Source organism: Mesoterricola silvestris, from assembly GCF_030295405.1.
GTDB lineage: Bacteria > Acidobacteriota > Holophagae > Holophagales > Holophagaceae > Mesoterricola > Mesoterricola silvestris.
In genome coordinates this window covers 3,750,576-3,774,994 of record NZ_AP027080.1, presented here as the reverse complement: position 1 = coordinate 3,774,994, position 24,419 = coordinate 3,750,576, and the positions used below count along the sequence as shown (strand labels likewise).

Sequence of the window (24,419 nt, the reverse complement as noted above, 5' to 3'; positions counted from 1 at the left end):
GGCCCATGCCCGAACTGACCACCTTCACCCCCACCCCCCTCGAACAGGCCTGGGGCCTCTACGCCACGGCCGTGGGTTCCGTGGAGGGCGGCATGGGGGCGCCGCCCTCGGGGTGGCGGCTGCTCTACCTGGTGCGCGGAGAGGCGCTGCTGGGGCGGCACCGGCTGCGGGTGGAGGCGGGGGAGGTGGTGCTCCTGGACAGCCGGGAGGGCTGCGACCTGGTCCCCGACGCCCGGAGGGGCTGCACCCTCCACCACGTGGATTTCGGCGGCGCCTGGATGGAGCGCTGGGCGGGGCTTGACCTTTTCGGAACCCCGCCCCGGGTGGTGCGGGCGGGGTTCGACGAGGGCCTCCTGGGGGGCATCGTCAAGCTGCGGGAACTGGCCCGCAACCCCCCGGCGGGGGCGGGGCTGCTCATGGCCGGAGCGCTGGGGGACCTCCTGGCCAGGCTGGAGATCGCCGGGCGCCAGGGCGTGGGCGAGGGCCGCCAGGGCCGGCTCGTGAACGACGCCCGCCGCATCCTGGCCGATCCCGCCGGGGACCGCCTCAACCTGGAGGCGGCGGCCTCGGAACTGGGGGTGAGCTACTCGTGGTTCCGGCGCAGCTTCCGGGCCCAGACGGGCCTGGCGCCCCAGCGGTACCGGCTCCTCCTGCGCCTCGACCGGGCCTGCCGGATGCTCGAGGACTCCCGCCTGACCATCGGCGCCGTGGCCCGGGCCCTGGGGTTCAGCTCCCAGGCCTACTTCGCGCGGATGTTCCGCCGGGAGACGGGGCTTTCGCCTTCGGTCTGGCGCTCGAAACGCGTGAACCTTCGGGGGGATTCCGGCACCTGAACACTGAGGTGATGCCAATGGATTTGAAGGTCTTGAGGATTGCGGCGGCCACGGCTTTCCTGGCGGCCCACGCCTTCGGCGCCGAACCGTCGGTGGTCCTCGTCCAGGGCAGGGCCGTGCGCCATTCCCCGCGGATGATGTCCTGGTCCCTGTGCGAGAACGGCGTGTTCTCCGGCCCCCGGGAAGGCGAGACGTACCGCGTCCCGCCGGGAAGGACCCTGGTGATCACCGAGGCCTCCTTCACCCTGCACGGCGGCGGGGCCCGATCCGCCCGTTCCGCCCTCCTGAGCCTCATCCTGAAGCAGGGCCCCGCCTCCTTCAACCTCGGGGGGGTCACCGGGCACCTGGAATCCCACCTCGCCACCAAGGTCCTGAGCAAGCGTTTCTCCCCGGGTCTCGTGGTGCCCGGGGGCGCCGAGGTCCGGGGAGAGCTGACGGAGCTGGAGTCCGGGGGCGGGTCCGTCGCGATGGACCTGAACCTCTACGGGTACCTACGGTAGCTGGCGTCCGTCGGTTGAGGCCGCCGGGGGCTCCCCGGCCCCCGCCGGCGCGGGTGGCGCCCCATGGGCATCCGAGGCGGTGAAGATCATGTCGGTCTTCGGCGCCGGCTCCTCCACCAATTCCGGCGTGAGGATGATCATCAGTTCCGACTTGACGGATTCCTTCGTGCTGCTGGAGAAGAGCCGGCCCAGCAGCGGGATGCGGGAGAGGAACGGAAGGCCGTTGCGGTCGCTGCCCGTTCTCTCGCGGGTCAGGCCCCCCAGCACCAGGACCTCGCCACTGGTGGCCCTCACGGTGGTCTGTTCCTCCGAGGTGAAGACATTGGGCACGTTGGCGCCGTTGATGGTGGTATACCCGGCGATGGTGGTGACCTGCGGATAGAGGGTCAGGATCATGTCGTTGTCCGTGCCCACCTGGACGCTGACCTGGAGGTACACGCCGATCTTCATCTCGGCCGCGCCGAAGATGGCCTGGCCGTTCTGGTCGCGGCTCTTGAATTCGGGGTAGTAGTACTTCTCGCCGTCGAGGATGAAGCTGCGTTCCCCGTCGAGGATCATGAGGGTGGGGTTGGAGAGGGTCTTGGCGAGGCCCTTCTGCTCCAGCACGTGGAGGGTGGCGCTGATGGTCAGCGGGGCGTGGGCGAACTTGCCCATGCGAATGCCGTCCACCAGGGCGCCGGTCGCGTTCCCGCCTTCCTTGAGGGGAAAGCCCAGGGCATCCACGTTGGGCCGCTCCGTGGCGGCCAGGCTGACGACATCCATCCAGTTCACGCCCAGGTTCTTCTTGGCGCTCTCGTTGATGGTGATGATCTTCACCTTGAGCCGCACCATCCTGCGGGACCGGTCGAACTTCTGGGCCAGGGTCAGGGCCCTGCGGACCAGGTCCGCGGGGCCGGAGATGACCACGTCGTGGGTGCGGTACGAGGTGTCCGTGGCGCCGAAGGTCTTGACCTGTCCCCCCTGGGTGTCCGCGCCGGACGAATCCTTGAGTTCCGGCGACAGGAACAGGGGGCCGGGGAAGGCCCTGATCCCGGGCAGGAGGTTGGTGAGGGTGGAAGCCAGGGTGGCGGCGCCCACCCGCCGGCACCGGTAGGTGGCGTCCAGTTCCCCGTCCGTGGCCTGGGGGTATTGCAGCCGGAGATCCACGGACTGGCCGACCACGCAGACGCCATCCACCATGCGGAAATCCAGGCCCCCCGCGGCGAGGACATGGGCCAGAGCCTTGTCGAACGGCAGGTTCTCGAAGCTCACGGTGACGAGCTGGAGCGGTAGGTTGAGTATGCTGATGGGCTTGCCGCTCTTTTTCGCAAGGGCCTTGATCAGGGCCCTCACGTCCTGGTGGGCGGCGTCCAGGGTATAGCGCGGGCCCGGCGCCACCGTCACGGTGCCATCGGGGGGCGGGCCGTTGGGGTTCACCACCGCGAAGGGGGGATTCTGGGCCGGGTTGAAGCTGAATGGGCCCGGCCCTTGCGCGGGCGTCTCCGCCGCGGCGGCGACGGCGGCGGCCAGGACCTGGAGGATGAGGCGCGTGGACGTTCTGCGGGGCATGGGGGGTCCAGGAATGGGGGGATTCCCGGGCGGGAACCGATTCCCGCCGAAGCGGCGCGAAACCTCACTGCGCCCGGAAATCCTTGGTCGGATCGGGGTTCGGGGACCTGGGGAGGGTCTTGCAGAAGAAACCGATGATCTGGACGCCGCTGGCCTTGAGGGTGAGCTTGCCGCTGGATACCGAGGCGCTCTCCACGGAGAAGGGGCCCAGGGCCTTGACGCGGCCGGGGCTGCCTCCGGACCAGGCTCCGGTGAGGACCAGATTGCGGGAAAGCAGGATCCCGGTGACGATCAGCGGCATGATGCCGGGATCCCGGTCCGCGGGGTTGCCGGTGGAGACCATGGAGAAGCCGCTGCTCTTCCAGAGGCGCCACCCGGACCCGTTGAAGATGCCGGTTTCCAGCCAGGGCCGGTGGAAGTTCACCCGCTTGGTGTCCATGGCCACGCTGATCGAGCCGAGGAAGTCCGGAGGCAGGGCCGACGCCGCCCCCGCCGTCCTTTCCAGGGGCAGGGCGGCCCTGCCCTGGGCCAGGTTCTTCTCCGACTGGGTCAGGGTGAAGGGATTCCAGCCGTCCGCCAGGAGCCACTCCTCGGCGGGCGGGGAGCACTTGATGCTGAACCATTCCTGGCCGTGGCTGGAGTTGGACCACGAGGCCATGTCGGTGACGAGGCTGCCGAACAGGGCCTTGACGTTGGCGTTGTAGTAGGTGGCCAGATCCTTTTCGGCGTCCTCGATGAGCTTGCGGTTGCCCTTCTCGTCGAAGTCCCGGGCGGCCTTGTCCACCGCCGCCTGGAGGGCGGGGTTCACGGCCTTGCCGGTGGTCTTCTTTTCGGTCAAGGCCAGCCGCAGGGCGTCCCTGGCCGAGGCCAGGGCGGCCTCGCGTTCCAGGTACGCCGCATAGGCCGGCGTGGGCTTGCCCGGGTGGGTCTTGTCGTAGATGTGGCGGCGGGCGTTCAGGGCCTTCTGCCTCAGGGTCTGGTCCAGGTAGTTGGACAGCTCCGCCGAGGAGAGGATGGTGTGATAGGTGCTGGAAAGCATGCGTCCGCTGGTGACGTAGTACCGGGCCGGCAGGGGGACCTGGTCGGCCAGGGTCGCCACGTTGAAGGGATCCTTCAGGAAATCGTCGGTGATGGTGAGGCCGGGGTGGGCCAGGAGGAGGTAATCCCCCGTCTGGCCCAGGGCCTCTCCGGCGGAGAAGGATTCCGCCAGTTTGGCGTAGACCTTCTCCACCAGGGCCGTTCCGGGGTCCGCAAGGAGGACCCGCGTGGCGGCGAAAAGGACGAGGGCAAGGCGTTCCATGACCGGCCGGGAGGCTACTTGACCGTGGAGGCGGGAGACCGGTCGGGAGCCGTGCCCACCAGGCCCAGGATCTGGATATCGGGGGCGCTCACGCCCGTGGCCGTGAAGGCCGAGTGGGATTTGCCGCCGGACTCGTGCTTGCTGTAGCTGCCCGAAAGGGTGAAGGGCCCGAGGCCGATCTTGGCCTTGATGTCCATCTTGTGCTGGTATTCGCTCATTTCCGCCTGGCTCAAGGCGGTTTCGAGCTTGAGGTCCTTCACGAGAAGGAGGGCGGAGGTGTAGAGGGGCATGGCGCAGGGCTTGAGGGCATTCGAGAGCAGGTTGCCGTAGGAGATGGCCTTGAAGGACACCGTGGCCGGGAGCATCCAGGCGTCGTTCTTCAGGACGAGGTCGTCGAACCAGGTCCGGTAGATGTTCACGCGCTTGACCTTGAACGAGATCTTCAGGTCCTTGTGGTCCATGAGCGAGCTGGCGCTGAAGTCCGTCTTGCTGAAGGCCGCGTCGATGCTGAACCAGGAATGCTTGCCCTTGACGCTGGCCTTGATGGCTTCCCGGCTCATCTGGTTTTCGTCCACCTTCGTGTTGTTGTCGAAGCGGACCTCCGTCCAGCCGTCGGTGCTCTTCCAGTCCTTGGGCTGGGGATAGAAAAAGGTGCCGTAGTTGGTTTCCGTGGCCGCGGCGTCCAGGCGCTGGTTCAGGGCCGTCCAGTAGGCCTCGCCGCTCTTGGAGCCCAGCGTGCGGATGGTGCCCACGCGCCTTTCATAATCCACCCGGCCTCCCTGGGTGTCCCAATCCTGCTTGGCCGCGGCCATGACAGCCCGCAGGCTGGAGGGGGCATCCTTGCCATTCTGGGAGGCGGCCTCGACCTTCGCGACGGCTTCCCAGTACTTGTTCCGCCCTGCCTCGTACAATTTGCTATGGCCCACGTCTTTCACATAATCCTGGGCGGCCTTCAATTCGGCCTCCTCCGCCGGGGTGAGGGTGATCTTCACCGTCGGCTGGGCGTTCTGGGCGATGGCCTTGAAGATCTGCGAATAACGCATGTTGCCGTTGGCCACGTAGTTGGGGTTGACCATGGGCACCACGTCCACGATCTCGTTGAGCATCACCCGCTGCTCCTGGGACATTTCCCCGAAATCGTCGGGCAGCGGGGTCCCGGGCCGCTGCAGCACGAGCATGCTCTTCAGGTTGGCGGGGCCGAACAGGAGGTTGGAAACCTGCATGTACAGCTTGCTCATCTGATCCTCGGCATTCTGCGTGGCCGGTTTGAGCTGGGCGTTGGCTTGGACGCCGGCCATTAGCAGGCATGCGGCAAGCGGAGTGAGGGCCTTGGGGATCATGGGGTACTCCGGGGATGGGGTGAAGGGCGGCCTGGAACCCCATGGAGGGCCCGGGACGGGGTATGGAAGCAACTGCCCAGGTGAGGTCGGCAAGTTGATCTTCAATCTAGGAATCCGGCCGGGTCTGTCAATGAATTATTGTTAATATTCCGGCCCCGGGCGGACGCATAAAGATAAGTATGAATTAATTTGTGGAATCGCGTCTTGTGCGATGATGAAATGACAATAAATTATATATTTCCTCGTCCCCTGCCGGGCCTTGATCCAGGTGTGACCATGCCAAAACCCTTCCCATGGCTCACGGGCCTAGCTTTCCTCGTCCTGGTGGGCTGCGGCGGAAAGCCCGCCCCACCCGCCACCTTCAGCCAGGTCACCCTCGAGGGTCCCGCGAACGCCATGCCCAAACCGGGGGCGGCGGTGCTGCTGGAGGTCAAGGTGGTGGATACCGGCGAGGAAACCTTCGACCGCACCTTCCAGTGGTTCAAGGACGGGGAGGAGATCCCGGGCGCCGCGGGCCGGACGCTCCTCCTGGACCCGGTGACGCCGCTGGACGGGGGATCCTACCAGGTGCGGGTGTCCGGGGGACCCTTTGTCGTGACCACGAAACCCTACGAACTGTTGCCGGTGGACAATGCCTGGGTCGTCACCAGCGTGGAGGACGACGGGCCCGGCACCCTCCGGGAAATGCTGCGCGCCGCCGAGGCCTTCAAGGGAGACGTGGGCATCCGGTTCCGACTGCCGGAGGACCGTCCGTGGATCATCCATCTCAAGGACGACCTCCCCCCCATCCGGACGAAGGTCACCCTCCTGGGCCCCGCGGGCGGGGCCCTCACGGTGGACGGGGGCGGCGCCCACCGCCCCTTCGCGGTGGACGGCGGGGACGTGGTGCTGGACGGGTTCACGGTGGCCAACGGCCTGGCCAAGGGCGGGGACGCCCTGGGCGGAGGCGGCGGGGCCGCGGGCATGGGGGGCGGCCTGTTCATCAACGACGGCAAGGTCGCCCTGCGCCACATGGTCTTCAGGGCCAACAGCGCCATCGGCGGGAACAGCGCGCCCGGCGGCGACGGCGAGAACGGAGGGGGCGGCGGCGTCGGCGGCGACAGCCCAAGCCAGGGCGGCGCGGGCGCCGACGGCGGGTGGCTCAAGGGGAAGGGCGGCTACGGCGACCTGAACGGCGTGGGCACCTCGGACATGGGGGGCGGCCCGGCCGTGGACGGGGACGGGGCCGGGGGCGGCGCCGCCCGGGGCGGCCTCCCGAAGGATCCGGTCTCCCTGTGGGCGGATGACCTGGAAGGAGGTTCCGCCACCTACGGCGGGGGCGGCGGATTCAGCGTGGGCCCCCTGGGCGGTGGCGGCGAAGGCGCCTTCGGCGGAGGCGGCGGCAGCAGCGGCGGCAGCGCCAGCGGCCTGTTCCTGCCCGGCGCCGCCGGGGGCGCCGGGGGCGTGTTCGGCGGGGACGGCGTCCCCGGCGACGGGGTCACCGGGGGCATGGGGGGCGCGGGAGGCGGCATGGGGGGGGCGGTCTTCCTCCGGGGGGGGGACCTGAGCTTCCTGGGGTGCACCTTCACCGGCAACCGCGCCCTGGGCGGCACGGGGGGGGAGCCCGGCATGGGCAAGGGCGGGGCGGTCTTCATCTACCGGTACGACGACAAGGATCCGCAGTCCGACGCCTTCGCCAAGGCCCTTTCCACCCAGGTGTTCCAGGACAACCTGGCCTCGGACGTGGTGGAGGAGCCCGCCTTCGACAACAACGACTACTACATCGCCCAGTCCATCCTGGCCAACCGCAGGTTGGGATCGGCGCAGGACCTGCTGTACCGCATCTACAAGCTCGACCTGGCCATGGGCCTGCGGCGGAGGGCCTTCTGACGGAGGCCTCCGGCTACTCGGGTTCGGCCGCCGCGGCGGTGCCGGGGGCGCACATCTCCCCGACCCACACCACCAGGCCCAGCAGGATGGCCACCACCGTGGCCAGGGCCATGCCCTGCAGGGCCACGTGGCCCAGGGTGATCTTCGCGCCGCTGATGCCCACCACGAAGGTGACGGCGGTGAGGATCAGGTTGGAGGGGCGGGTGTAGTCCACCTTCTTCTCGATGATCATGCGGATGCCGGCGGCGGCGATGACGCCGAAGAGCAGGAGGCACACGCCGCCCATGACCGGGGCGGGGATGCTGCGGATCACCGCGCCGATCTTGCCGATGAAGGAGATGACCACGGCGATGCAGGCCGCGCCTCCGATGACCCACACGCTGAACACGCGCGTGATGGCCATGACGCCGATGTTCTCGCCATAGGTGGTGTTGGGGGTGGCGCCGGTGAGGCCGGAAAGCACGTTGGAGAGGCCGTCCCCCAGGAGGGAGCGGTGGAGGCCGGGATCCTTCATGAGTTCGCGGTCCACGATGTTGCCGGTGACGACCAGGTGGCCGATGTGCTCGGCGAGCACCACGAAGCAGGCCGGGAAGATCATCATGATCGCCTGGAGGTTGAACACGGGCCGGTAGAGGTGGGGCACGGCGAACCAGGGCGCGCTGCGGATGGCGGCGATATCCACAAGGCCCAGGTAGAGGGAGAGGCCGTACCCGGCCACGACGCCCACCAGCACGGGGATGATGCTGAAGAAGCCCCGGGCGAAGAGCGAGACCAGGATGACCACCGCCAGGGTGGAGAGGGAGACCACCATGCTGAGCCCGTGGGGCAGGGGGGAGGTGGCGGGGCCCTGGACGAGGCCGGCCATCTGCGCGGCGGTGGGAGCCAGTTCGAGGCCGATGATGGCCACCACGGCGCCCATGGCGGCGGGCGGGAACACCACCTCCAGCCAGCGGGTGCCGGCCTGCTGGACGATGAAGGAGATCAGGATGAAGAAGAGGCCGAAGACGATGAAGCCCCCCTGGGCCGCGGCGTAGCCGCCCAGGGCCGGCACGGCCAGCACCGCCAGCACCGGCGCGATGAAGGCGAAGCTCGATCCCAGGTAGGCCGGGATCTTCCCCCGCGTCACCGTCAGGTACACCAGGGTGCCCACGCCGTTCATGAGCAGGGAGGTGGCGGGGTCCACGTGGAGCAGGAAGGGCACCAGCACCGTCGCCCCGAACATGGCGAAGAGGTGCTGGAGGCTCAAGGGGATCGTTTCGAGGAAGGGGAGCTTCTCCTCCACCTGGATGATGCGCGGTCCCGTGCCTGTGGCCATGAGTTCTCCCTGTCGGATGGATTCACTCCCATCTTGGCATCGGAACCCCGGCCGGGTCCCTCAGAAAAGGCGGCCCGTGAGGGCGGCCACCGCCGTCTCCACCCGGAGGATGCGCTCCCCGAGGTTCACGGGCCGGCATCCGCTCCGGGAGAGCAGCTCCACTTCGGCGGGGATGAAGCCCCCCTCGGGGCCGATGACCAGGACCACGGGGCCGCCGGCGTCCCGGGGGCAGGGCCCGGGCACGCCCGGATGCGCCAGGAGCGCGGTGGTCCCCTGGACGATTCCGGCAAGCTCCTCCTCCGCGAAGGGCCGAAGGAGGCGGCGCAGGTGCAGCGCGGGCAGGACGGTGTCCCGGGCCTGCTCCAGTCCCAGGATCCGCTGCTCCAGGAGGTTCTCTTCGGAAAGGCGGGGGCTCTTCCAGTAGCTTTTTTCCACCTTCCAGGCGTTCACCAGGTAGATGCTGGCCACCCCGAGGCTCGTGGCGGCCGCCAGGGTGCGGTTGAGGACCTTGGGCCGGGGAAGGGCCAGCACCAGGGTCAGGGGGAGCTTGGGGGGCGGGGGCTGGTCCAGGACCACCTCCAGGTGGAGGCCGTCCTCCAGGGAGGTCACCCGGCCGCGGCCCACGGAACCGCCCAGGAGGCCCACCACCAGCTCGTCCCCCACCTCCGCCCGGTGGACCTCCAGGACGTGGCGCTGGCGGCGCCCGGTGAGGCGCGCCCGGCCCGGGGCGGTGAAGTCCTCCTCCCGGAGGAGCACGAGGTTCATGACCGGCCCAGGCCGACCTGATAGACTGGACTGTTTTTGCGAACGGAGTTCATTGTGAAAATTCTCATCCTCGGCGTCAACGGCTTCATCGGATCCCATCTCGTGGGCCGCATCCTGCGGGACACCACCTGGGAAGTCTATGGCATGGATCTCGGGAACCACAAGGTCTCCGAATACCTGGGCAACCCCCGCTTCCACTACCGCGAAGGCGACATCAGCATCAGCAAGGAGTGGATCGAGTACCACGTGAAGAACTGCGACGTGGTCCTGCCCCTGGTGGCCATCGCCACCCCCAAGGTCTACGTCACGGATCCCCTGCGGGTCTTCGAGCTGGACTTCGAGGAGAACCTCCGCGTCGTGCGCCAGTGCGTCAAGTACAAGAAGCGGGTCGTCTTCCCCAGCACCTCGGAGGTCTACGGCATGTGCCCGGACGCCGAGTTCGACGAGGAGACCTCGGCCCTGGTCACGGGCCCCATCCCCATGCAGCGGTGGATCTACTCCACCTCCAAGCAGCTCCTGGACCGCGTGATCTGGGGCTACGGCTTCCGGGACAACCTCCAGTTCACCCTGTTCCGCCCCTTCAACTGGATGGGCCCCAAGCTCGACAGCCTCAACACCGCCAAGGAGGGCTCCAGCCGCCTGGTGACCCAGTTCGCCTGGAACCTCTTCAACGGCGAGCCCCTCAAGCTGGTCGACGGCGGCGCCCAGCGCCGCTGCTTCTGCGACGTGGAGGACGCCATGGACGGCCTCATGAGCATCCTGCGCAACGAGGGCGGCAAGGCCGACGGCAGGATCTTCAACATCGGCAACCCCGCCAATGACCACAGCGTCCAGGACATCGCCGAGCGCATGCTGGAGATCTGGAAGGACCATCCCTTCCGCCTGGAGCGCAACATCCCCCTCTCGCAGATCGTGCAGGAGACCAGCGGCGCCTTCTACGGCAAGGGCTACCAGGACGTCCTGGTGCGCACCCCCAGCATCCGGCGCATGCGCGAGACCTTCGGCTTCGACCCGAAGATCGGCATCAAGGAGGCCCTGCGCAAGGCCATCGACTTCTTCGTGGAGGAGCACAAGGCCATGGAGAAGATCGTGGAGACCGAGGGTTGACGAAAAAGGAACGGGGCACCCTTCTCTGGATCTGGCTCTTCCTGGGGCTGATCCCGCTCTTCATGCGCCCCCTGTGGGAACCTGACGAGGCGCGCTACGCCGAGATCCCCCGGGAGATGCTGGCCAGCGCGGACTGGCTCACGCCCCGGCTCAACCACGTCCTCTACTTCGAGAAGCCGCCCCTCCAGTACTGGCTCTCCGCGGTGTCCATGAAGGCCTTCGGCCTGCATGCCTTCGCGGCGCGCCTGCCCCTGGCCCTGGCCACCCTCATCACCCTGTGGTGCGCCTGGAAGCTGGCCACGCGCCTGGGGGCGCGCCAGGGCACCTGGGCGGCCTTCATGGCCGCCACCGCCATCCTGGCCTACGTGTGCGCCCAGGTGCTCACCCTGGACGCGCTGTTCTCCGCCTTCCAGGTGCTGGCCCTGGTGGCCGGCATCGAGGCGGTGGCGGCGCGGTTCGAGGCGAGGCCCGCCACCGGGTGGACCCTCCTGGCCTTCGGCGCCCTGGCCCTGGCCATGCTCACCAAGGGCCTGGCCGCGCCGGTGCTGGTGGGCACGACCCTCCTGTGCTCCCTGCCTTTCGCCTGGTCCGCGCCCCGCATGCGAAGCGCCCTGGTGCGGACCCTGGTGGACCCCCTGGGCTGGCTCCTCTTCGCGGCCCTCGCCGCCCCCTGGTTCCTCCTGGTGGAGCGGGCCAACCCCGGCCACGCGAACTTCTTCTTCATCCACGAGCACTTCGCCCGGTACACCAGCCACGTGCACGACCGGGCCGGCTCCAAGAACCCCATCCTGGACAAGTTCTACTTCACCGCTTTCCTGGCGGTGGGCGTCCTGCCCTGGCTGAGCGCCTGTGTTGCGGGCCTGCGCCGGGGCCTGGCCTTCCTGCGCCGGGCCTCCGGCCCCGTGTCCGAAGGGGCGCCCCTGCACCGGTGGACCGTGGCCGCCACCATCCTGGGCGCCGCGGTGCCCCTGGCCTTCTACAGCCTTTCGGGCTCCAAGCTGCCCCCCTACATCCACCCCGCCATCGTCCCCCTCCTCGCCCTGGCCTGCGCCCTGGAGAAGGAAGGGGAGGAATGGACCGCCCTGGCCCGGGCCGGCCGGGAGCTCCTGGTGCTGGGCCTCCTGTTCCTGGCCGCGCCGTTCATCATCAAGGACCTCACGGGCCCCGGGTGGGTCCTGGCCCTGGGCCTGGCCTTCCTGGGCATGGGCTTCTGGGGGATGCGCCCCCGGGGCCTCACGGGGCCCCGGTTCATGGCGGGGCTGGGGGCGGCCCTGCTGCTGCTCACCTTCTCCGCCTCCCGGGTGGCCCCCCCCACCAAGGACGCCAGCGCCCTCATCCGCAAGGCCCCCGCCGGCGCCCAATGGATCAGCTGCGGCGACTACTACCAGATCCTGCCCTTCCTCACCGGGGAGCGGGTGGTGGTGGTGGCGGGCACCGGCGAACTGGCCTACGGCAGGGATCACCTGGACCCCGCCACCCGCGGCCGGTGGTTCCAGGAGGACCTGGACCAGCTGCTCCCCATGGCCCGGCGCCTGCGGGCCGAGGACCCCTCCCGCCCCGTGGCGGCCCTCATCGACCGCTGGGCCTGGCGCGACCTGCCCGAGGACCAGAAGGCCGCCTTCGCCGTCACGGCCCGCACCGACAAGAACCTCCTGGCGGTTCTGAGGTAGCATAGGCGGATGCCGGAAGCCGCCGTGTACCTTGACAACAACGCCACCACCCGCCTCGCCCCCGAGGCCCTGGAGGCCATGCTGCCCTACCTGGGGGAGCAGTTCGGCAACGCCGGGAGCGGCCACACCCTGGGCCGGCTCTCGGAGGGGGCGGTGGTGGTGGCCCGGGAGCGGGTTTCCGCCCTCCTGGGCTGCGCCCCGGCCGAACTGGTCTTCAACAGCGGCGGCACGGAGGGCATCAACCACGCCTTCCGCGGCGTCTTCGAGGCCCTTCCGGCCAAGCGCCACTTCGTCACCACCGCCGTGGAGCACAGCGCCGTGCTGGCCTGCGTGGACTGGCTGCGCAGGCAGGGCGCCCAGGTGACGATCCTGGGCGTGGACGCCCAGGGCCGCCTGGACCTGGCCGCCCTGGAGGCGGCCCTCACCCCCGACACCGCGATGGTCTCGGTCATGGCCGCCAACAACGAGACCGGCGTGCGCTTCACCCTGGAGGAGATCGGCGGCCTCGTGAAGGCCCGGGGCATCCTCTTCCACGTGGACGGCACCCAGGCCCTGGGCAAGGTGCCCGTGGACCTGGCCCGGATCCCCGCGGACCTCTTCAACTTCAGCGGCCACAAGTTCCACGGCCCCAAGGGTGTGGGCGGCCTCTTCCTGAGGCGGGGCCTGCGCCTGCGCCCCTTCATGATCGGCGGCGGCCAGGAGCGAGGCCGGCGCGGCGGCACCGAGAACGTGCCCGGCCTCGTGGGCCTGGGCGTGGCCGCGGACCTGGCCCGCACCCATCTGGCCGGGGATTCCCGGGTGGGCCCCCTGCGGGACCGCCTGGAGGCCTTCATCCTGGACCACATCCCCGGATCCACCGTGCACGGCGCCCAGGCGCCCCGCGTGCCCAACACCTCCATGATCAGCTTCGCGGACGTGGAGGGCGAGGCCGTCCTCCTGCGCCTGGACGAGGCCGGCATCTGCGTCTCCACCGGCAGCGCCTGCACCACCGGCCAGAAGGAGGCCAGCCACGTGCTCCGGGCCATGGGGGCTCCCGACGCGCTGGGCGCCGTGCGGTTCTCCCTGAGCCGCTACACCACGGAGGCGGAGGTGGCCCGGGTGGAAGCCGTCCTGCCGGGAATCCTGGAGGGCCTGCGGGGGCAGGGGGGGCTGGCGCGGCGCCAGGCCTGATTCCGGTCAACGCGCGCCGGGGGTGCATGGCCACCGCGCCCTTGGCGAGCGGCTCCGCCGGGATGGACACGAGACGTCGGTTGCGGGGCAGGTCGCGCGAATGCGGCCCCCTGGGCAGAGGTGGACATGTATCATCAAAAGACTACAATTTTGATACAAGGTGTCCAGGAGAGGGCCTCAACCATGCTACCCAAGCTCGTGCCGGTGACCGACATCAAGCGCAAAGCCACGGAGATCATAGAGGCTCTTCAGCAGGCGCAGGAGCCCTTGTTGATAACGGAACACGGCCGGGAGGCCGCCATTCTCATGGATGTGGCCACCTACCGGATGCAGGAGCGAAAGATTGCGCTGCTGGAAGGCATCATCAACGGGCAGAGGGCCCTTGCGGAAGGGCGAACCTTGAGCCACGAGGACGTCATGGCCAGGACCCGGAAATGGGATTGAAGGTGGTCTGGACGGAGCCGGCCGCCGAGCAATTCGCCGAGCGCCTGGATCACATCGGCGCCTTCAATCCCGACGCCGCCCGAGCCCTGCGAAGAAAGGTGGATGCAAGCCTCAGGCGGCTTCTGGAACATCCTGAAAGGGGCCGCTGGGTGCCTGAATTTGGACCCGGATTCTATCGCGAGATCCTCGTTCGGCCGTTGCGGATCCTCTACGAGGACCACGGTACATCCTTGGCAATAACCTATGTCCACCGGCAGGAGGAAGCGATTGGCCCGGGCACGTTCCCATTCGACCCGGAATGCTGACCTGGGTTGCCCTGGATGCTATCGAGCTGGTAAAGCGCTACCCGCAAAGGGCACCGAAACCCATCCCTGTTCATCCCAGGCATCACTGTTCATCCCTGTTACGCAGGGCCCGCGATGGGTCGGGTCGGCGCGCGCATTACCCACATTCGCCGACCCATCCAAGCCTTGGCCCTGCGGAACAGGGATGAACAGTGATGTCTGGGATGAAGGAGATGAGGCCTACGGGTCCCCGGCGAAGATAGGCGGTTTTGTCACCACATCCAAGGGGAGAAAGGCCGGTTGGGGGCCGACCTCGAACGCTCGGTTAGGAGCCAGCGCGTGGGCAGATTTCCTGGTTCTATCAGGGTTTCGCCCTCCGCTTCACCCTGCAGGCATTCCAAACTTCCTGCGGAAAGATGATGGACCCCGTCCCGGGAATGGACGGCACCCCGACCCCGGAGTTCAGGTCGATCCCCAGCGGCAGGTAGGCCTTGTAGGCGAGTTGGCTGCAGTAGAAGGCCTTGTCCGTCCCGGAATCCAGGAAGTTCAGGTTGTAGGGCTTGGCTTGCCGGGCCTGGTCCAGGCAGTAGTTCGCGGCCGCCAGGCGGATCGGGTCCTCGGAGTCCAGGCCGCGACCGGCCACCGGGTCCCCGATGCCGTACAGCAGGTCCCGGACGCCCCGCTGGTCGAACATGGCCGGGGCATCCCAGGTGGGGCCGGATAGTTCGAAGGCGACCACGCTTCCTTTGGCCGCCGCCTCCACGCATCGGCCGCCCGGGCCCACGTAGATGACGATATGGTCCACGTCGCCGGGGATGAGCCGGCCCAGGAGCCACCAGAACTGGCCCTTTTCGCCGGGGCCTTCCCCGTCGGTGGTGCAGATCAGATCGCCCGTCCTGAGGGCCAGGCCCTCCAGGGCGAAGGTGGTCACGTCCTTCACGGAATCGGTGTTCATGGTCCGTTCCTCCCGCTGGGTTCCGGATTCAGAAGGGGCTGATGAGGCCCGCCGCGTCGATGGCCAGGGGCATGAAGTCGGTCCGGTCGCTCTGGGAAACCAGGCTGCCCGTGTTCCAGCACTTCAGGGTCCGGCCACCGTCCAGGGTGAGCACGTCGCCGGAAATGGTTTCATGGGTGTGGCCGAACACCATCTCGTCGAAGCGGACGCCCTGGACGGACGGGTCCCGCTGGGTGCAGTCCAGGTAATCGGCGATCTTGGCACAATTCTCCGGGTCCTTCAGGAAATTCGTGACATTGCGGCCCTTGGGCAGCACGTTGCCCCCACCCGCCCGTTTGATGGCCGACTCCAGGAGCTTCCGGGCCACCAGGAGCTCGAAATCGATGAACCGGTCGCTGCCCCACTCCAGGGGCCCGGCCTTCCACCAGGGCTCGTCCGTGAAGGAGACCGCGTCATCCAGCACCTTCCTCAGGGCGCTCAGGATCTTGGCGATTTCGGGGGGTTCCTTCCCCATGCGCACCTGATCGTAGATGCCCTGGACGACGGAACTGAGCGGGCCCACCTGCCCCAGGGAGTAGTTGATGAAATCCGTCAGCCCCGCATCCAGGAGCTCCAGGCAGTAGAGATCCATGCCGCCGGGAATGTGGGGCCCGAGGGAGGAGCGGAGCAGATCGCTGATGAGGGTCCAGGCCTGCTGGAAGAAATGGCCGTGGGTGACGACGCACGCGCCGCCGCTGGGCCGGAGGAGGTGCAGGTTGGGGTAGGCCACATTCACGGGAATCCGGCCGCCGGTGAGCCCCCCCGCGAACACATTGCCCACGTAGGGCGGCTTCACCCTCCAGAGGGACAGCTCGGGGCCGCCCGGTTTGCGGAAGTCCAGGGTGGCGCACTGGGAATGGGGCAGTTTCCAGACGCCGCTCGTCTGGGTCCCGGTCCCTTGCTGGCGCAGGTTCTCCAGGGGGCGGAGGATGGACGTCTCGATCTGGACCAGGCTCCAGAGGTAGTGGTCGTGGTTCCCCGGCAGGAACAGGATCGAGGAGAAGCGCTTCTCCACCTCCACGGCCCGGAAGAAGTCCAGGGACAGGGCCGCGGCCTCATCCACGTTGCGGATGGCGATATCCCAGAAATCGCCGTTGAGCACGAGGTACGGGATGCGGGCCCCCTCACCCTGGGCGGCGAGCTGCTGGTCCACGCGGTCCATCCAGTCCACCCAGCCCTGGCGGACCGAGACCCCGTTCAGGGTCGCGCATCCCGCCATGGGCGGGTCGGGGACGACCCCCCTGGGGTCCCCGAGATGGATGTCCGAGATGATGATCCCAACCGGAAGGGGCATGGGAACCTCCTCAGCAGGCCTCGGCCTGGAAAGGCCCCGGGCCGGCGGCCTCGATGCGGCCGGCCGGGAGCGGGTTAAGGGCAGGGATGGCGGTTCATGGCATCAGGGTCTGGAAGAAGGTCGCGGCCGCGGGGAATCGGGTGAGCAGGAACCCGAGGCCCAGGACGAGGGCGGGCTGGGCGAGGGAAAGCACCACGCCGCTGTTCCAGTCCATCTTCCCCGGAGTGGTACCCGCGACGAGGCTGAAAAGCGGATTCCGTTCCAGGCGCGCGATCATCACCATGGCCAGGGCCACTTCCACGGCCAGCACCACCACCAGGGCCGGAGCCAGGGAGCGGTCGTGGATGGGCGTGGAGGCGATGAAGACCAGCATCAGGGTGATCACGAACATCCCGAGCAGGGCCTGGCGCACCTGGACGAGGGCCCGGCGGAGGCACATGTAGGCCACCAGGGCCTGGAGGCCCTGAAGGTCCCCGTCCTGCCGGACCATCCCCTTGGCCCAATGGACCAGGTGCCGCAAGGTGATATCCAGCATCAGGGCGAGCTTGACCTCCCCCGACCGCTGGCATGCCATTCCCGGCCTCCCATGGCCCGTCTCCGAGGCGGCGCGCTGGGCCTGGCCGACGAGGACCTTCAGCCGGGTCGTGATGGCCTTGAAGCGGGTGTCCCCGGATTCCCTCCCGATGCGGGCGGCGAGTTCGCGCACCGCCTGGAGGGGCTCGAGGGAATGGCGTTCGCCCAGCCAATGGAGACCCCACGGGGGGAGCCAGCCATAGGCTTTCCCCGCTATGGCAAAACCGTTCATGAAGGGCGCCGTGAGCAGGAGTCTGGAGGCCCCTTCCACCTTCAGGAAGATCCGGACCGCCCGGTAGCCCAGGCCCGCCACCAGGGCGGATCCCACGAGATAGGCGAGCAGCAGGAAGGTCTCCTCGCCCCAGGGCGCCGGGCCTTCGGGCCGCGCCACCCCCACCAGGAGCCCGCCCAGGACGAGCAGCGCGCCCCCGGACGCCGCTGCGAAACGCGGCCACGGCCCCGCTGGGCACACGTTGATGGGCCGCGTGACCTCCCGGTGCAGCGATTCCATCCACCGGGTGGCGCCCTTCCCTTCGAACCACCCCTCCCGGGCCAGGCAGACCAGAGAGAGCCCCCTCGCCCGTATGGAATGGAAGGCCTTGGCCTCCAGCACGAGGCTCGCGAAGGACAAAAGGTAGGAAAGGCCGAGAAGGGATGCCAGGCCGGACCCGGTCAGGGGCATCTGGAGCCGGCGCAGGAGGAAGAAGGCGGATGTGTCCACGGCTCCCCGGGCGCCCAGCCAGCCTCGCCCCGCAAGGATCGCCGCATACACCAGGGCGCCGGACCAGACCGCGACCAGAATCCCGAGGCTGACGGTCCTGCTGCCGCCTGGCCAGAACTCCGGGGTCCGGGCCAGGAACTTCCAGGAAACCCGGAACACCATCCCCGCCACCCCGATCGAGCCCAGGGCCCCGGCGAGGAGGCTCAGGGTGGCCAGGCCATCCAGGCTTCCGCGGTCCTCGAGCAGGGCGAAGAGGCACCCCTGCGCGCCCAGGGGCAGCAGCACCTGGAGCGGAAGGAGGGCCATGAGCCATGCGACCAGCCAGGACCCGCCCTTGGAAAAGCGGCATTCCCGGTGCGGGGCACCCCCCAGGAGAAGCCTGGCGCAGGTGCGCCACCCCAGGGCCATGGCCAGGCTGGCGCCCAGCAGCAGAGCATGGGCGAGGCGCTGGATCGCCCCCTGGGAAAGGGCAGGGTGGAACACCTTGAGGGGCAGGTTCTGGACCTTCCCGAGGTCCGCGGGAGGGGCGCCTCCGGGTACCGGGCCCGAAAGCGGGAAGGCGTGGACCCGGAAGGGGAATTCCCGGAAGTCCTCGCCCCGGGCCTGGGGGGGCACCAGGACGGCCCGCACGGGCTCGCTTCGCCCCTGGTGCAGCTGGGTGATCCACAGTTGGTGCCGCAGGGTCCTCAGGCCGGGGTCCGCCGGGTCGGTTTCCCAGGCGAGGGCCCGGGTGTCCAGCTCGGGCGCCAGGAGCAGCCAGTCCTGGAGGCCCCTGTGCTTCCGGGGCCGGAGTCCGTTGGGAACCACGTTCTCGAGCAGCCAAAGGGCGTCCCGGGTCAGGACGGTCGTTTCTTCCCAGTACCCCGGTTCCCGCAGGGCGCTCCCCCGGGACGGCAGGCCCGTGGTTCCCCGCACCAGGCCCGGGTAGGGCGGCATCGGCCCGATGCAGAAGACCCCATCCAGGTCCGCGGACAGCTTGGGGTGCAGGAACAGCTGGCTGGTCCAATCCATGGCCAGGCTCGCCCCGGTGAGGTGCGACCGGAGCCAGGTGGCCAGGAACAGCGTATTGGAGAAGGAGCTCATGCGGATCCGCACCCCCAGGAGGTGGCGCCGCTTGACGTCCTGGATCAGGTTCGAAAGGGACAGGTCGGCGTCCACCGCGCTGTTCGGGTTCAGGAAATGGAGTCCCCGGTCCAGGCCGGTGGACTCGCCCTTGAGTTCCAGGTTCCCGATGCGGCCCAGGGTCTCCTTCAGGGGCTTGCCGAGTTCCAGCCCGCCGGGTTCCCCCTGGTCCGCCCTCGCCCTCCGGAGGACGGCCAGGTGCGAGGGCACCGGATAGCTCCGGATCTCCCCGGGATCCGGCGTCAGCGACTCCCGCCCGAAAGCGCCTCCGGAGGCCAGGCTCCCGAACAGGGTGTCGCTTTCCACGCACTCGGCCCAGAACCTCCGATCCTGCCCCAGGCAGGATTCGAGGGTCTCCCACAGCGCGGCGTCGTAGGCCCTGTCGTCGGGAATCAGGCCGTGGAAGGCCACGAAGGAAGGGAGGGATGGCTTCCATTCGCTCCTGTCCTCCGCCCCGGGAACGCCGTTCGGCCTGAAGGTCCAGCCCCGCAGGCTCTCATTCGTGCTCCCGGTGCTCAGCATGAGCACCTTCCTCTCCTCCCCCCAGATCTGCCGGATCGCCCATCCGAGATCCCCGGCGCTCCCGGAGTACCTGGGACCCAGGATGGTCAGGAACGGCGCGCGCTCCCGGTCCAGCCGCCCCAGGGTCTCCCAGAGCGCCTCCTGCAGGCGGCGCAGGCCGGGCTCCAGGAGCCGCTTCAGCCTGGGGCCCATCCCGGCGTGGGCCGCCAGGAGGGCCTTGGCTTCCGGAAGCCTGCTCCACTGGAGCACGAGGAGGCCGGGACCTGCGCCCGGGGCGGACCCCGCCAGGAGCGATCCCCGGATGGCGTCCTGGCCGATGTCGGGCCCGGCCCCATCGATGATGGCAAGGCACCGTTCGCGAAGGGCCTGGGCTCCGGTATCGAATTCCCGCAGGGCGGTCCTCTCCGCCGCGTCCGCCCCGTCCAGCCCCTGCACGAAGATGAGGAAGTCACCCAGCAGGGTTTCGGCGACCCTTTTCGCATGGAGCACCTGCAGGGCCTTCCGGTCGAGGCCGGGTTTCGAGAGGGGGCCGAGCTCCCTGCCCTTGACCAGGTTCATGGCATGAAGCAGGGGCGCGCGCCGGAGCCCCAGCCGCGGCGATTCCGGGAGGAGGAGCACCAGGCGCTTGTCGTAGGCCTGGACCCAGGGAAGCGGGATCTCGCCCTCCTCCGGATCGATGGCCGCCATGAACGGCTTCACGAAGAGGAGGCTCCTGGGCATGTCCGGGGCCCTGCCCTTGGAATCCCCGTCCTGTTCGGGGATCCATTGCCCCGCCAGGTACCACTTCATGTCGTGGAAGGCCGCCTCCACCGCCTGGACGCCCTGGTCGAAATCGTACGTGAGGTCCGAGTGGTCCGGATCGGGAATGGTGGCCAGGAGGATGCGCAGGTGGGGGTCCTGGGCCAGGAGGGCCCGGGAATCCGGCCTGGCCTCCCGGGGCCCCTCGTTCCTGGCCCCCAGGGCCTCCCAGAGGCTGCGGCTGTCGCCCCCCTTTTCGCCCCGGACCGCGATGCCCGGCGGACCCTGGGCGCCGCGGAACAGGTAGGTCTCGGCTCCCAGCACCTGGGGACGCCCGACGCTCCCCTGGATGAAGTCCAGATACGGCTTCAGGGTCGTCCTGTCCAGGAGTGGGTTCTGCACCTCGGTCCCCTGCTTTTCCCCCGGAACCGTCCCCGCCTGGGGGGGCGCCTCCGGGGGCGCCTTCTGGGTCGAGACATAGCCGACCCCCAGCAGGCCAACCAGGAGCATGCCGAGAAGGGATTTGGATTGCGGGTCGCTTGCCATGGCCTGGGCCCTCCCCTGGGAGTCCGCCGAGCATGGAATTTTCTGACCTTTAGATCTTTTGAATTCAGCAGCGAGCTGAGGATTAACCTTCCAGAAATATATTCAAAAACCCGGATCGGGCTATGTTTTCCCCCTGAACGGTGCAAAACGGGGGATGAACGGGACGGAAGGGGTCTAGATGCCCAGCCGCTCCTTGAGCGGGGCCAGGTACCTCCGGCTCACGGGCACCGTCCTTCCCGTGCGGGTGCGGATGAAGGCGGCGGCGGGGTCGCGGCGGTCGATCTCGTCGATGCAGGCCAGGTTCACCAGGTACTGCTTGTGGCAGCGCACCAGGTTGGCGCCCTTGGCCTCCAGGACCGTGAGGGTGAGTTCGGTGAGGAACTCGCCCCGGGGGGTCACCACGTGGACGCCGGCCTCGGAGGAGCGCACGCATTCCACCTCGGCGGTGTCCACGAGCTTGATGTTGGGGCCGGCGAGGCAGGGGATGCGGTCGATGGGGGGGCCCGCGTTGGCGGGGCGGCGGCCCTCGCCCAGGAACCGCTTCACCCGCTCCAGGGCCTGGGCGAGGCGCGCGGGCTCCACGGGCTTGAGGAGGTAGTCCACGGCGTTGCGGTCGAAGGCCTTGAGGGCGTACTCGTCGTACGCGGTCACGAAGATCACGCAGGGCATGGCGTCGGGTTCGATCATGCTGAGCATCTGCATGCCGTCCACCCCGGGCATGGAGATGTCCAGGAAGAGCACGTCGGGCCGCGTCTCCCGCAGGGTGCGCAGGCCCTGGACGGCGCCGGGGCAGGTGCCCACCACGGTCACCTCGCCGGTCTCGGCCAGCAGGGCCTCGAGCTCCTCCCTGGCGTGGAGCTCGTCGTCCACCAGCACCGCCCGCAGCATCCCCGGCCTCCCAGAATCATGACAATCCCGGTTGACTATAGCATTTCCCGGGTTTCCCGCCGCCGGTCGGGGCGGGTTTTGGACCGCCTGGGTCCGAATTGAAACCGGTGGGCAAGATTCCCTTCCGGAGCCCCGGGACGAGAGGGGCGGGATTCCCTATGATCGTCCTACCGCATTTCATTCAACCTCCAGCCAGAAGGCAGGGTGAGCCATGGACAACCTGTTCGCTTCATTCAAGGAACGCGCCGAGGCCGTCAGCGCCGAAGTGCACCGCTGCGGCACGGCCGCCGAGGCCCGGGACTTCGTCCACGGGCTGCTGAGGGAGGTAGGCGGTACGGCCCTCTGGGCCCCCTGCGCCTTCCTGGAGGCCCAGGGCCGCCCGGCCTTCCCGGGCCTCTCCTACGACGTCACCCGCGAGGGCGCGGCCCAGGCGAAGGTGGGCATCAGCCAGATGGAATGGGCCCTGGCGGACACGGGAACCCTGGTGGTGGACGCCACCGAAGTGGGGTCCCGCCTGGTGTCGACCCTGCCCCAGATCCACGTGGCCCTCATCGGGGCGGACCGGCTCCTGCCGGACATGGCCTCCGTCCTGGGCCGCATCAAGCCGGAAAAGGCCTGCTACCTCTCCATGATCACCGGGCCCAGCCGCACCGCGGACATCGAGCGGGTCCTCACCATCGGCGTCCACGGGCCGGAGCGGCTCGTCATCGTCTTCGTCGAAGGGGGTGCGGCATGACCGCGACGTTCAAGGAATCCATCCAGGAGGCCCTGGCCAACCCCAATCTCAGGGGCGCCCTGGGGCGCTTTTCCGAAGCCTACAAGATCAGCCGGGAGAAGGCCTACGCGGGCATGGACTTCCAGGCGGTGCGGGACGCGGTGCGGGACGTGAAGGCCCACGGCGCCTCCCATCTCGAGGAACTGGCCGAGGCCTTCAAGGCCAAGGCCGAGGCCGCGGGCGCCAAGGTCTACCGGGCCTCGGACCCCGCCGAGGTGAAGGCCTACATCCTGGCCCTGGCCAAGGAGAACGGCGTGCGCTCCATCGTCAAATCCAAGTCCATGGCCACCGAGGAGATCCACCTCAACAAGCACCTGGAGGCCGCGGGCATCGAGGTGTACGAGACCGACCTGGGCGAATGGATCATCCAGCTCTGCCACCAGACCCCCTCCCACATGGTGATGCCCGCCATCCACATGACCAAGGAGGAGGTGGCCGAGGTCTTCTCCACCAAGGTGGAGGAGGGCCAGCAGCCCGATATCCCCAAGCTGGTGAAGTTCGCCCGGGGCAAGCTGCGGAACCGGTTCCTGGACGCGGACATGGGCATCTCCGGCGCCAACATCGCCGTGGCCGAGACCGGCAGCCTCGTGCTGGTCACCAACGAAGGCAACGCCCGGCTCGTGACGACCCTTCCCCGGATCCACGTGGCGGTGGTGGGCATCGAGAAGCTGGTGGCCAGCTTCCAGGACGTGCAGCCCATCCTCCAGGCCCTTCCGCGCAACGCCACCAGCCAGCTCCTCACCAGCTACGTGTCGATCATCACGGGCCAGGTCCCCAACACCGACGGCAGCCCCAAGCAACTGCACATCATCCTCATGGACAACAAGCGCACCGAGATGGCCGCGGACCCCAAGTTCCGCCAGGCCCTCCAGTGCATCCGCTGCGCGTCGTGCCTCAACGTGTGCCCCGTGTTCCGCCTCGTGGGCGGGCACGTCTTCGGCAAGGTCTACACCGGGGGCATCGGCACCATCCTCACGGCCTGGTTCGACGAGCTCAAGCAGTCCGACGACATCCAGGGCCTTTGCATCCAGTGCGGGGCCTGCAAGGACGTGTGCCCCGGGCGCATCGACATCCCCGACCTCATCCTGGAACTGCGCCGGCGCCTGGCGGTGGAGAAGGGCATGCCGCTGGTGCAGAAGGGCATCTTCGCGGTGGTGAACAACCGGCGGCTCTTCCATTCCCTGCTGCGCGCGGCCTCCGTGGCCCAGAAGCCCTTCGCCAAGGGCGGCTTCATCCGGCACCTGCCGCTCTTCCTTTCCGGCATGACGGACTTCCGGAGCCTGCCGGCCATCGCGCCCCGGCCCTTCCGGGACACCTTCAAGGAGATCGTCCAGCCCGAGTGCAAGGAGAAGGCCGCCATCTACGCGGGCTGCCTCATCGACTTCGCCTACCCCGAGATGGGCGAGGCGGTGGTGCGGGTGCTGAACAAGGCCGGCATCCGGGTGGTCTTCCCCGAGGGCCAGACCTGCTGCGGCGCCCCGGCCCGGTACAACGGCGCCTACGAGACCGCCGCGGGCAACGCCCGGGAGAACATCAAGGCGCTGCTGGAGGAGGACGTCCAGTACGTGGTATCGGCCTGCCCCACCTGCACCGTGGCCCTGAGGGACGACTTCATCTCCACCTTCGAGAGCCTGGGCATGGGGGACGACCTGGAGGGGGCCCGCGTCCTTTCCGCCAAGACCATCGACTTCGCCACCCTGGTGAAGAAGCTCGTGGACGAAGGCCGGCTGGAGTTCAAGGACGGCCAGCAGGCCGAGACGATCACCTACCACGATTCCTGCCACCTGAAGCGGACCCTGAACGCCCAGCAGGCCCCCCGGGACCTCCTGAAGAAGGCCGGCTTCACCGTCACCGAGATGAAGGAGTGCGACACCTGCTGCGGCATGGCGGGCTCCTACTCCCTCAAGCTGCCCGAACTGAGCGCCCCCATCCTCGAGCGCAAGCTCGAGAACATCAAGGACACCGGGGCGACCTCGGTGGCCATGGACTGCCCGGGGTGCGTGATGCAGATCCGGGGCGGACTGGATAAGCTGGGGTCCGGCATCAAGGTCGAGCACACCGCCGTGAGGCTCGCGAAACGTCTGAAGTGAACGGAGCAGGG

Annotated in this window: 19 protein-coding genes; 10 read left to right on the top strand and 9 right to left on the bottom strand. The window is 68.6% G+C overall.

Features of this window, described 5'->3' with window-relative positions; translation table 11 throughout:
- Positions 1-5 precede the first annotated feature (5 nt).
- Together R2J76_RS16310 and R2J76_RS16305 are read left to right on the top strand one after the other, a co-directional pair.
- Positions 6-833 carry a helix-turn-helix domain-containing protein gene (locus tag R2J76_RS16310; RefSeq protein ID WP_316412698.1) on the top strand — a complete coding sequence of 276 codons (828 nt, stop codon included), beginning with the start codon at positions 6-8 and terminating at the stop codon, positions 831-833.
- Between the two features lie 17 nt (positions 834-850).
- A complete protein-coding gene (locus R2J76_RS16305) occupies positions 851-1,333 on the top strand; it encodes a hypothetical protein (RefSeq protein ID WP_316412697.1) in 483 nt (160 codons plus the stop codon).
- Here the strand turns inward: R2J76_RS16305 and R2J76_RS16300 are convergent.
- The 3 genes from R2J76_RS16300 to R2J76_RS16290 all read right to left on the bottom strand — a co-directional run bounded on the left by R2J76_RS16300 (position 1,325) and on the right by R2J76_RS16290 (position 5,521).
- A complete protein-coding gene (locus tag R2J76_RS16300; RefSeq protein WP_316412696.1) occupies positions 1,325-2,881 on the bottom strand; it encodes a type II secretion system protein GspD in 1,557 nt (518 codons plus the stop codon). The genes R2J76_RS16305 and R2J76_RS16300 overlap by 9 nt on opposite strands.
- Before the next feature lie 64 nt (positions 2,882-2,945).
- The gene (locus R2J76_RS16295; protein ID WP_316412695.1) at positions 2,946-4,181 is read right to left on the bottom strand and encodes a hypothetical protein; all 1,236 of its coding nucleotides are present in this window, start codon (positions 4,179-4,181) and stop codon (positions 2,946-2,948) included.
- 14 nt (positions 4,182-4,195) lie between these two features.
- Complete coding sequence (locus R2J76_RS16290) at positions 4,196-5,521, bottom strand: hypothetical protein (protein WP_316412694.1); 1,326 nt, start codon at positions 5,519-5,521, stop codon at positions 4,196-4,198.
- Positions 5,522-5,797: 276 nt separating this feature from the next.
- Here R2J76_RS16290 and R2J76_RS16285 point away from each other — a divergent pair, with 276 nt between their 5' ends.
- The gene (locus R2J76_RS16285; protein WP_316412693.1) at positions 5,798-7,390 is read left to right on the top strand and encodes an immunoglobulin domain-containing protein; all 1,593 of its coding nucleotides are present in this window, start codon (positions 5,798-5,800) and stop codon (positions 7,388-7,390) included.
- A 13-nt stretch (positions 7,391-7,403) separates the two neighbouring features.
- Here R2J76_RS16285 and uraA read toward each other — a convergent pair whose 3' ends face one another.
- Both uraA and R2J76_RS16275 read right to left on the bottom strand, forming a co-directional pair.
- Positions 7,404-8,705, bottom strand: coding sequence for a uracil permease (gene uraA / locus R2J76_RS16280; RefSeq protein ID WP_316412692.1), 1,302 nt, complete (start codon positions 8,703-8,705; stop codon positions 7,404-7,406).
- A 60-nt stretch (positions 8,706-8,765) separates the two neighbouring features.
- Positions 8,766-9,470, bottom strand: coding sequence for a 16S rRNA (uracil(1498)-N(3))-methyltransferase (locus R2J76_RS16275; protein ID WP_316412691.1), 705 nt, complete (start codon positions 9,468-9,470; stop codon positions 8,766-8,768).
- Positions 9,471-9,524: 54 nt separating this feature from the next.
- Between R2J76_RS16275 and R2J76_RS16270 the strand changes: the two genes are divergently transcribed.
- From R2J76_RS16270 to R2J76_RS16250, 5 genes are all read left to right on the top strand, one after another.
- Positions 9,525-10,577, top strand: coding sequence for a bifunctional UDP-4-keto-pentose/UDP-xylose synthase (locus tag R2J76_RS16270; protein WP_316412690.1), 1,053 nt, complete (start codon positions 9,525-9,527; stop codon positions 10,575-10,577).
- Complete coding sequence (locus R2J76_RS16265; RefSeq protein ID WP_316412689.1) at positions 10,574-12,247, top strand: glycosyltransferase family 39 protein; 1,674 nt, start codon at positions 10,574-10,576, stop codon at positions 12,245-12,247. The genes R2J76_RS16270 and R2J76_RS16265 overlap by 4 nt, the downstream gene beginning before the upstream one ends.
- Before the next feature lie 24 nt (positions 12,248-12,271).
- Positions 12,272-13,417, top strand: a complete 1,146-nt coding sequence (locus tag R2J76_RS16260; protein WP_316412688.1) for a cysteine desulfurase family protein — start codon at positions 12,272-12,274, stop codon at positions 13,415-13,417.
- Positions 13,418-13,600: 183 nt separating this feature from the next.
- Positions 13,601-13,861: a type II toxin-antitoxin system Phd/YefM family antitoxin gene (locus R2J76_RS16255; RefSeq protein WP_316412687.1), complete on the top strand. Its 261-nt coding sequence runs from the start codon at positions 13,601-13,603 to the stop codon at positions 13,859-13,861.
- 2 nt (positions 13,862-13,863) lie between these two features.
- On the top strand, positions 13,864-14,166 hold the full coding sequence (locus tag R2J76_RS16250) for a type II toxin-antitoxin system RelE/ParE family toxin (RefSeq protein ID WP_316415899.1): 303 nt from the start codon (positions 13,864-13,866) through the stop codon (positions 14,164-14,166).
- Between the two features lie 340 nt (positions 14,167-14,506).
- On the opposite strand, the gene R2J76_RS16245 is transcribed toward R2J76_RS16250, so the two are convergent.
- The 4 genes from R2J76_RS16245 to btsR all read right to left on the bottom strand — a co-directional run bounded on the left by R2J76_RS16245 (position 14,507) and on the right by btsR (position 21,543).
- Entirely contained in the window at positions 14,507-15,100 is a 594-nt protein-coding gene (locus tag R2J76_RS16245; RefSeq protein WP_316412686.1) for a hypothetical protein, read from the bottom strand.
- Positions 15,101-15,128: 28 nt separating this feature from the next.
- On the bottom strand, positions 15,129-16,433 hold the full coding sequence (locus tag R2J76_RS16240; protein WP_316412685.1) for a hypothetical protein: 1,305 nt from the start codon (positions 16,431-16,433) through the stop codon (positions 15,129-15,131).
- A gap of 94 nt (positions 16,434-16,527) precedes the next feature.
- Positions 16,528-20,655 carry a hypothetical protein gene (locus R2J76_RS16235; protein ID WP_316412684.1) on the bottom strand — a complete coding sequence of 1,376 codons (4,128 nt, stop codon included), beginning with the start codon at positions 20,653-20,655 and terminating at the stop codon, positions 16,528-16,530.
- A 174-nt stretch (positions 20,656-20,829) separates the two neighbouring features.
- Positions 20,830-21,543: a two-component system response regulator BtsR gene (gene btsR / locus R2J76_RS16230; RefSeq protein ID WP_316412683.1), complete on the bottom strand. Its 714-nt coding sequence runs from the start codon at positions 21,541-21,543 to the stop codon at positions 20,830-20,832.
- 211 nt (positions 21,544-21,754) lie between these two features.
- Between btsR and R2J76_RS16225 the strand changes: the two genes are divergently transcribed.
- Both R2J76_RS16225 and ldhH read left to right on the top strand, forming a co-directional pair.
- Positions 21,755-22,279 carry a LutC/YkgG family protein gene (locus R2J76_RS16225; RefSeq protein ID WP_316412682.1) on the top strand — a complete coding sequence of 175 codons (525 nt, stop codon included), beginning with the start codon at positions 21,755-21,757 and terminating at the stop codon, positions 22,277-22,279.
- The gene (gene ldhH / locus R2J76_RS16220) at positions 22,276-24,408 is read left to right on the top strand and encodes an L-lactate dehydrogenase (quinone) large subunit LdhH (protein ID WP_316412681.1); all 2,133 of its coding nucleotides are present in this window, start codon (positions 22,276-22,278) and stop codon (positions 24,406-24,408) included. The genes R2J76_RS16225 and ldhH overlap by 4 nt, the downstream gene beginning before the upstream one ends.
- The last annotated feature ends 11 nt before the right edge of the window (positions 24,409-24,419 follow it).

What these genes read in the sequence shown, in the direction of transcription:
- R2J76_RS16310 (WP_316412698.1), top strand. Translation starts at nt 6, where the DNA reads ATGCCCGAACTGACCACCTTCACCCCCACCCCCCTCGAACAGGCCTGG.
- R2J76_RS16305 (WP_316412697.1), top strand. Translation starts at nt 851, where the DNA reads ATGGATTTGAAGGTCTTGAGGATTGCGGCGGCCACGGCTTTCCTGGCG.
- R2J76_RS16300 (WP_316412696.1), bottom strand. Translation starts at nt 2,881, where the DNA reads ATGCCCCGCAGAACGTCCACGCGCCTCATCCTCCAGGTCCTGGCCGCC.
- R2J76_RS16295 (WP_316412695.1), bottom strand. Translation starts at nt 4,181, where the DNA reads ATGGAACGCCTTGCCCTCGTCCTTTTCGCCGCCACGCGGGTCCTCCTT.
- R2J76_RS16290 (WP_316412694.1), bottom strand. Translation starts at nt 5,521, where the DNA reads ATGATCCCCAAGGCCCTCACTCCGCTTGCCGCATGCCTGCTAATGGCC.
- R2J76_RS16285 (WP_316412693.1), top strand. Translation starts at nt 5,798, where the DNA reads ATGCCAAAACCCTTCCCATGGCTCACGGGCCTAGCTTTCCTCGTCCTG.
- uraA (WP_316412692.1), bottom strand. Translation starts at nt 8,705, where the DNA reads ATGGCCACAGGCACGGGACCGCGCATCATCCAGGTGGAGGAGAAGCTC.
- R2J76_RS16275 (WP_316412691.1), bottom strand. Translation starts at nt 9,470, where the DNA reads ATGAACCTCGTGCTCCTCCGGGAGGAGGACTTCACCGCCCCGGGCCGG.
- R2J76_RS16255 (WP_316412687.1), top strand. Translation starts at nt 13,601, where the DNA reads ATGCTACCCAAGCTCGTGCCGGTGACCGACATCAAGCGCAAAGCCACG.
- R2J76_RS16245 (WP_316412686.1), bottom strand. Translation starts at nt 15,100, where the DNA reads ATGAACACCGATTCCGTGAAGGACGTGACCACCTTCGCCCTGGAGGGC.
- R2J76_RS16240 (WP_316412685.1), bottom strand. Translation starts at nt 16,433, where the DNA reads ATGCCCCTTCCGGTTGGGATCATCATCTCGGACATCCATCTCGGGGAC.
- R2J76_RS16235 (WP_316412684.1), bottom strand. Translation starts at nt 20,655, where the DNA reads ATGGCAAGCGACCCGCAATCCAAATCCCTTCTCGGCATGCTCCTGGTT.
- btsR (WP_316412683.1), bottom strand. Translation starts at nt 21,543, where the DNA reads ATGCTGCGGGCGGTGCTGGTGGACGACGAGCTCCACGCCAGGGAGGAG.
- R2J76_RS16225 (WP_316412682.1), top strand. Translation starts at nt 21,755, where the DNA reads ATGGACAACCTGTTCGCTTCATTCAAGGAACGCGCCGAGGCCGTCAGC.
- ldhH (WP_316412681.1), top strand. Translation starts at nt 22,276, where the DNA reads ATGACCGCGACGTTCAAGGAATCCATCCAGGAGGCCCTGGCCAACCCC.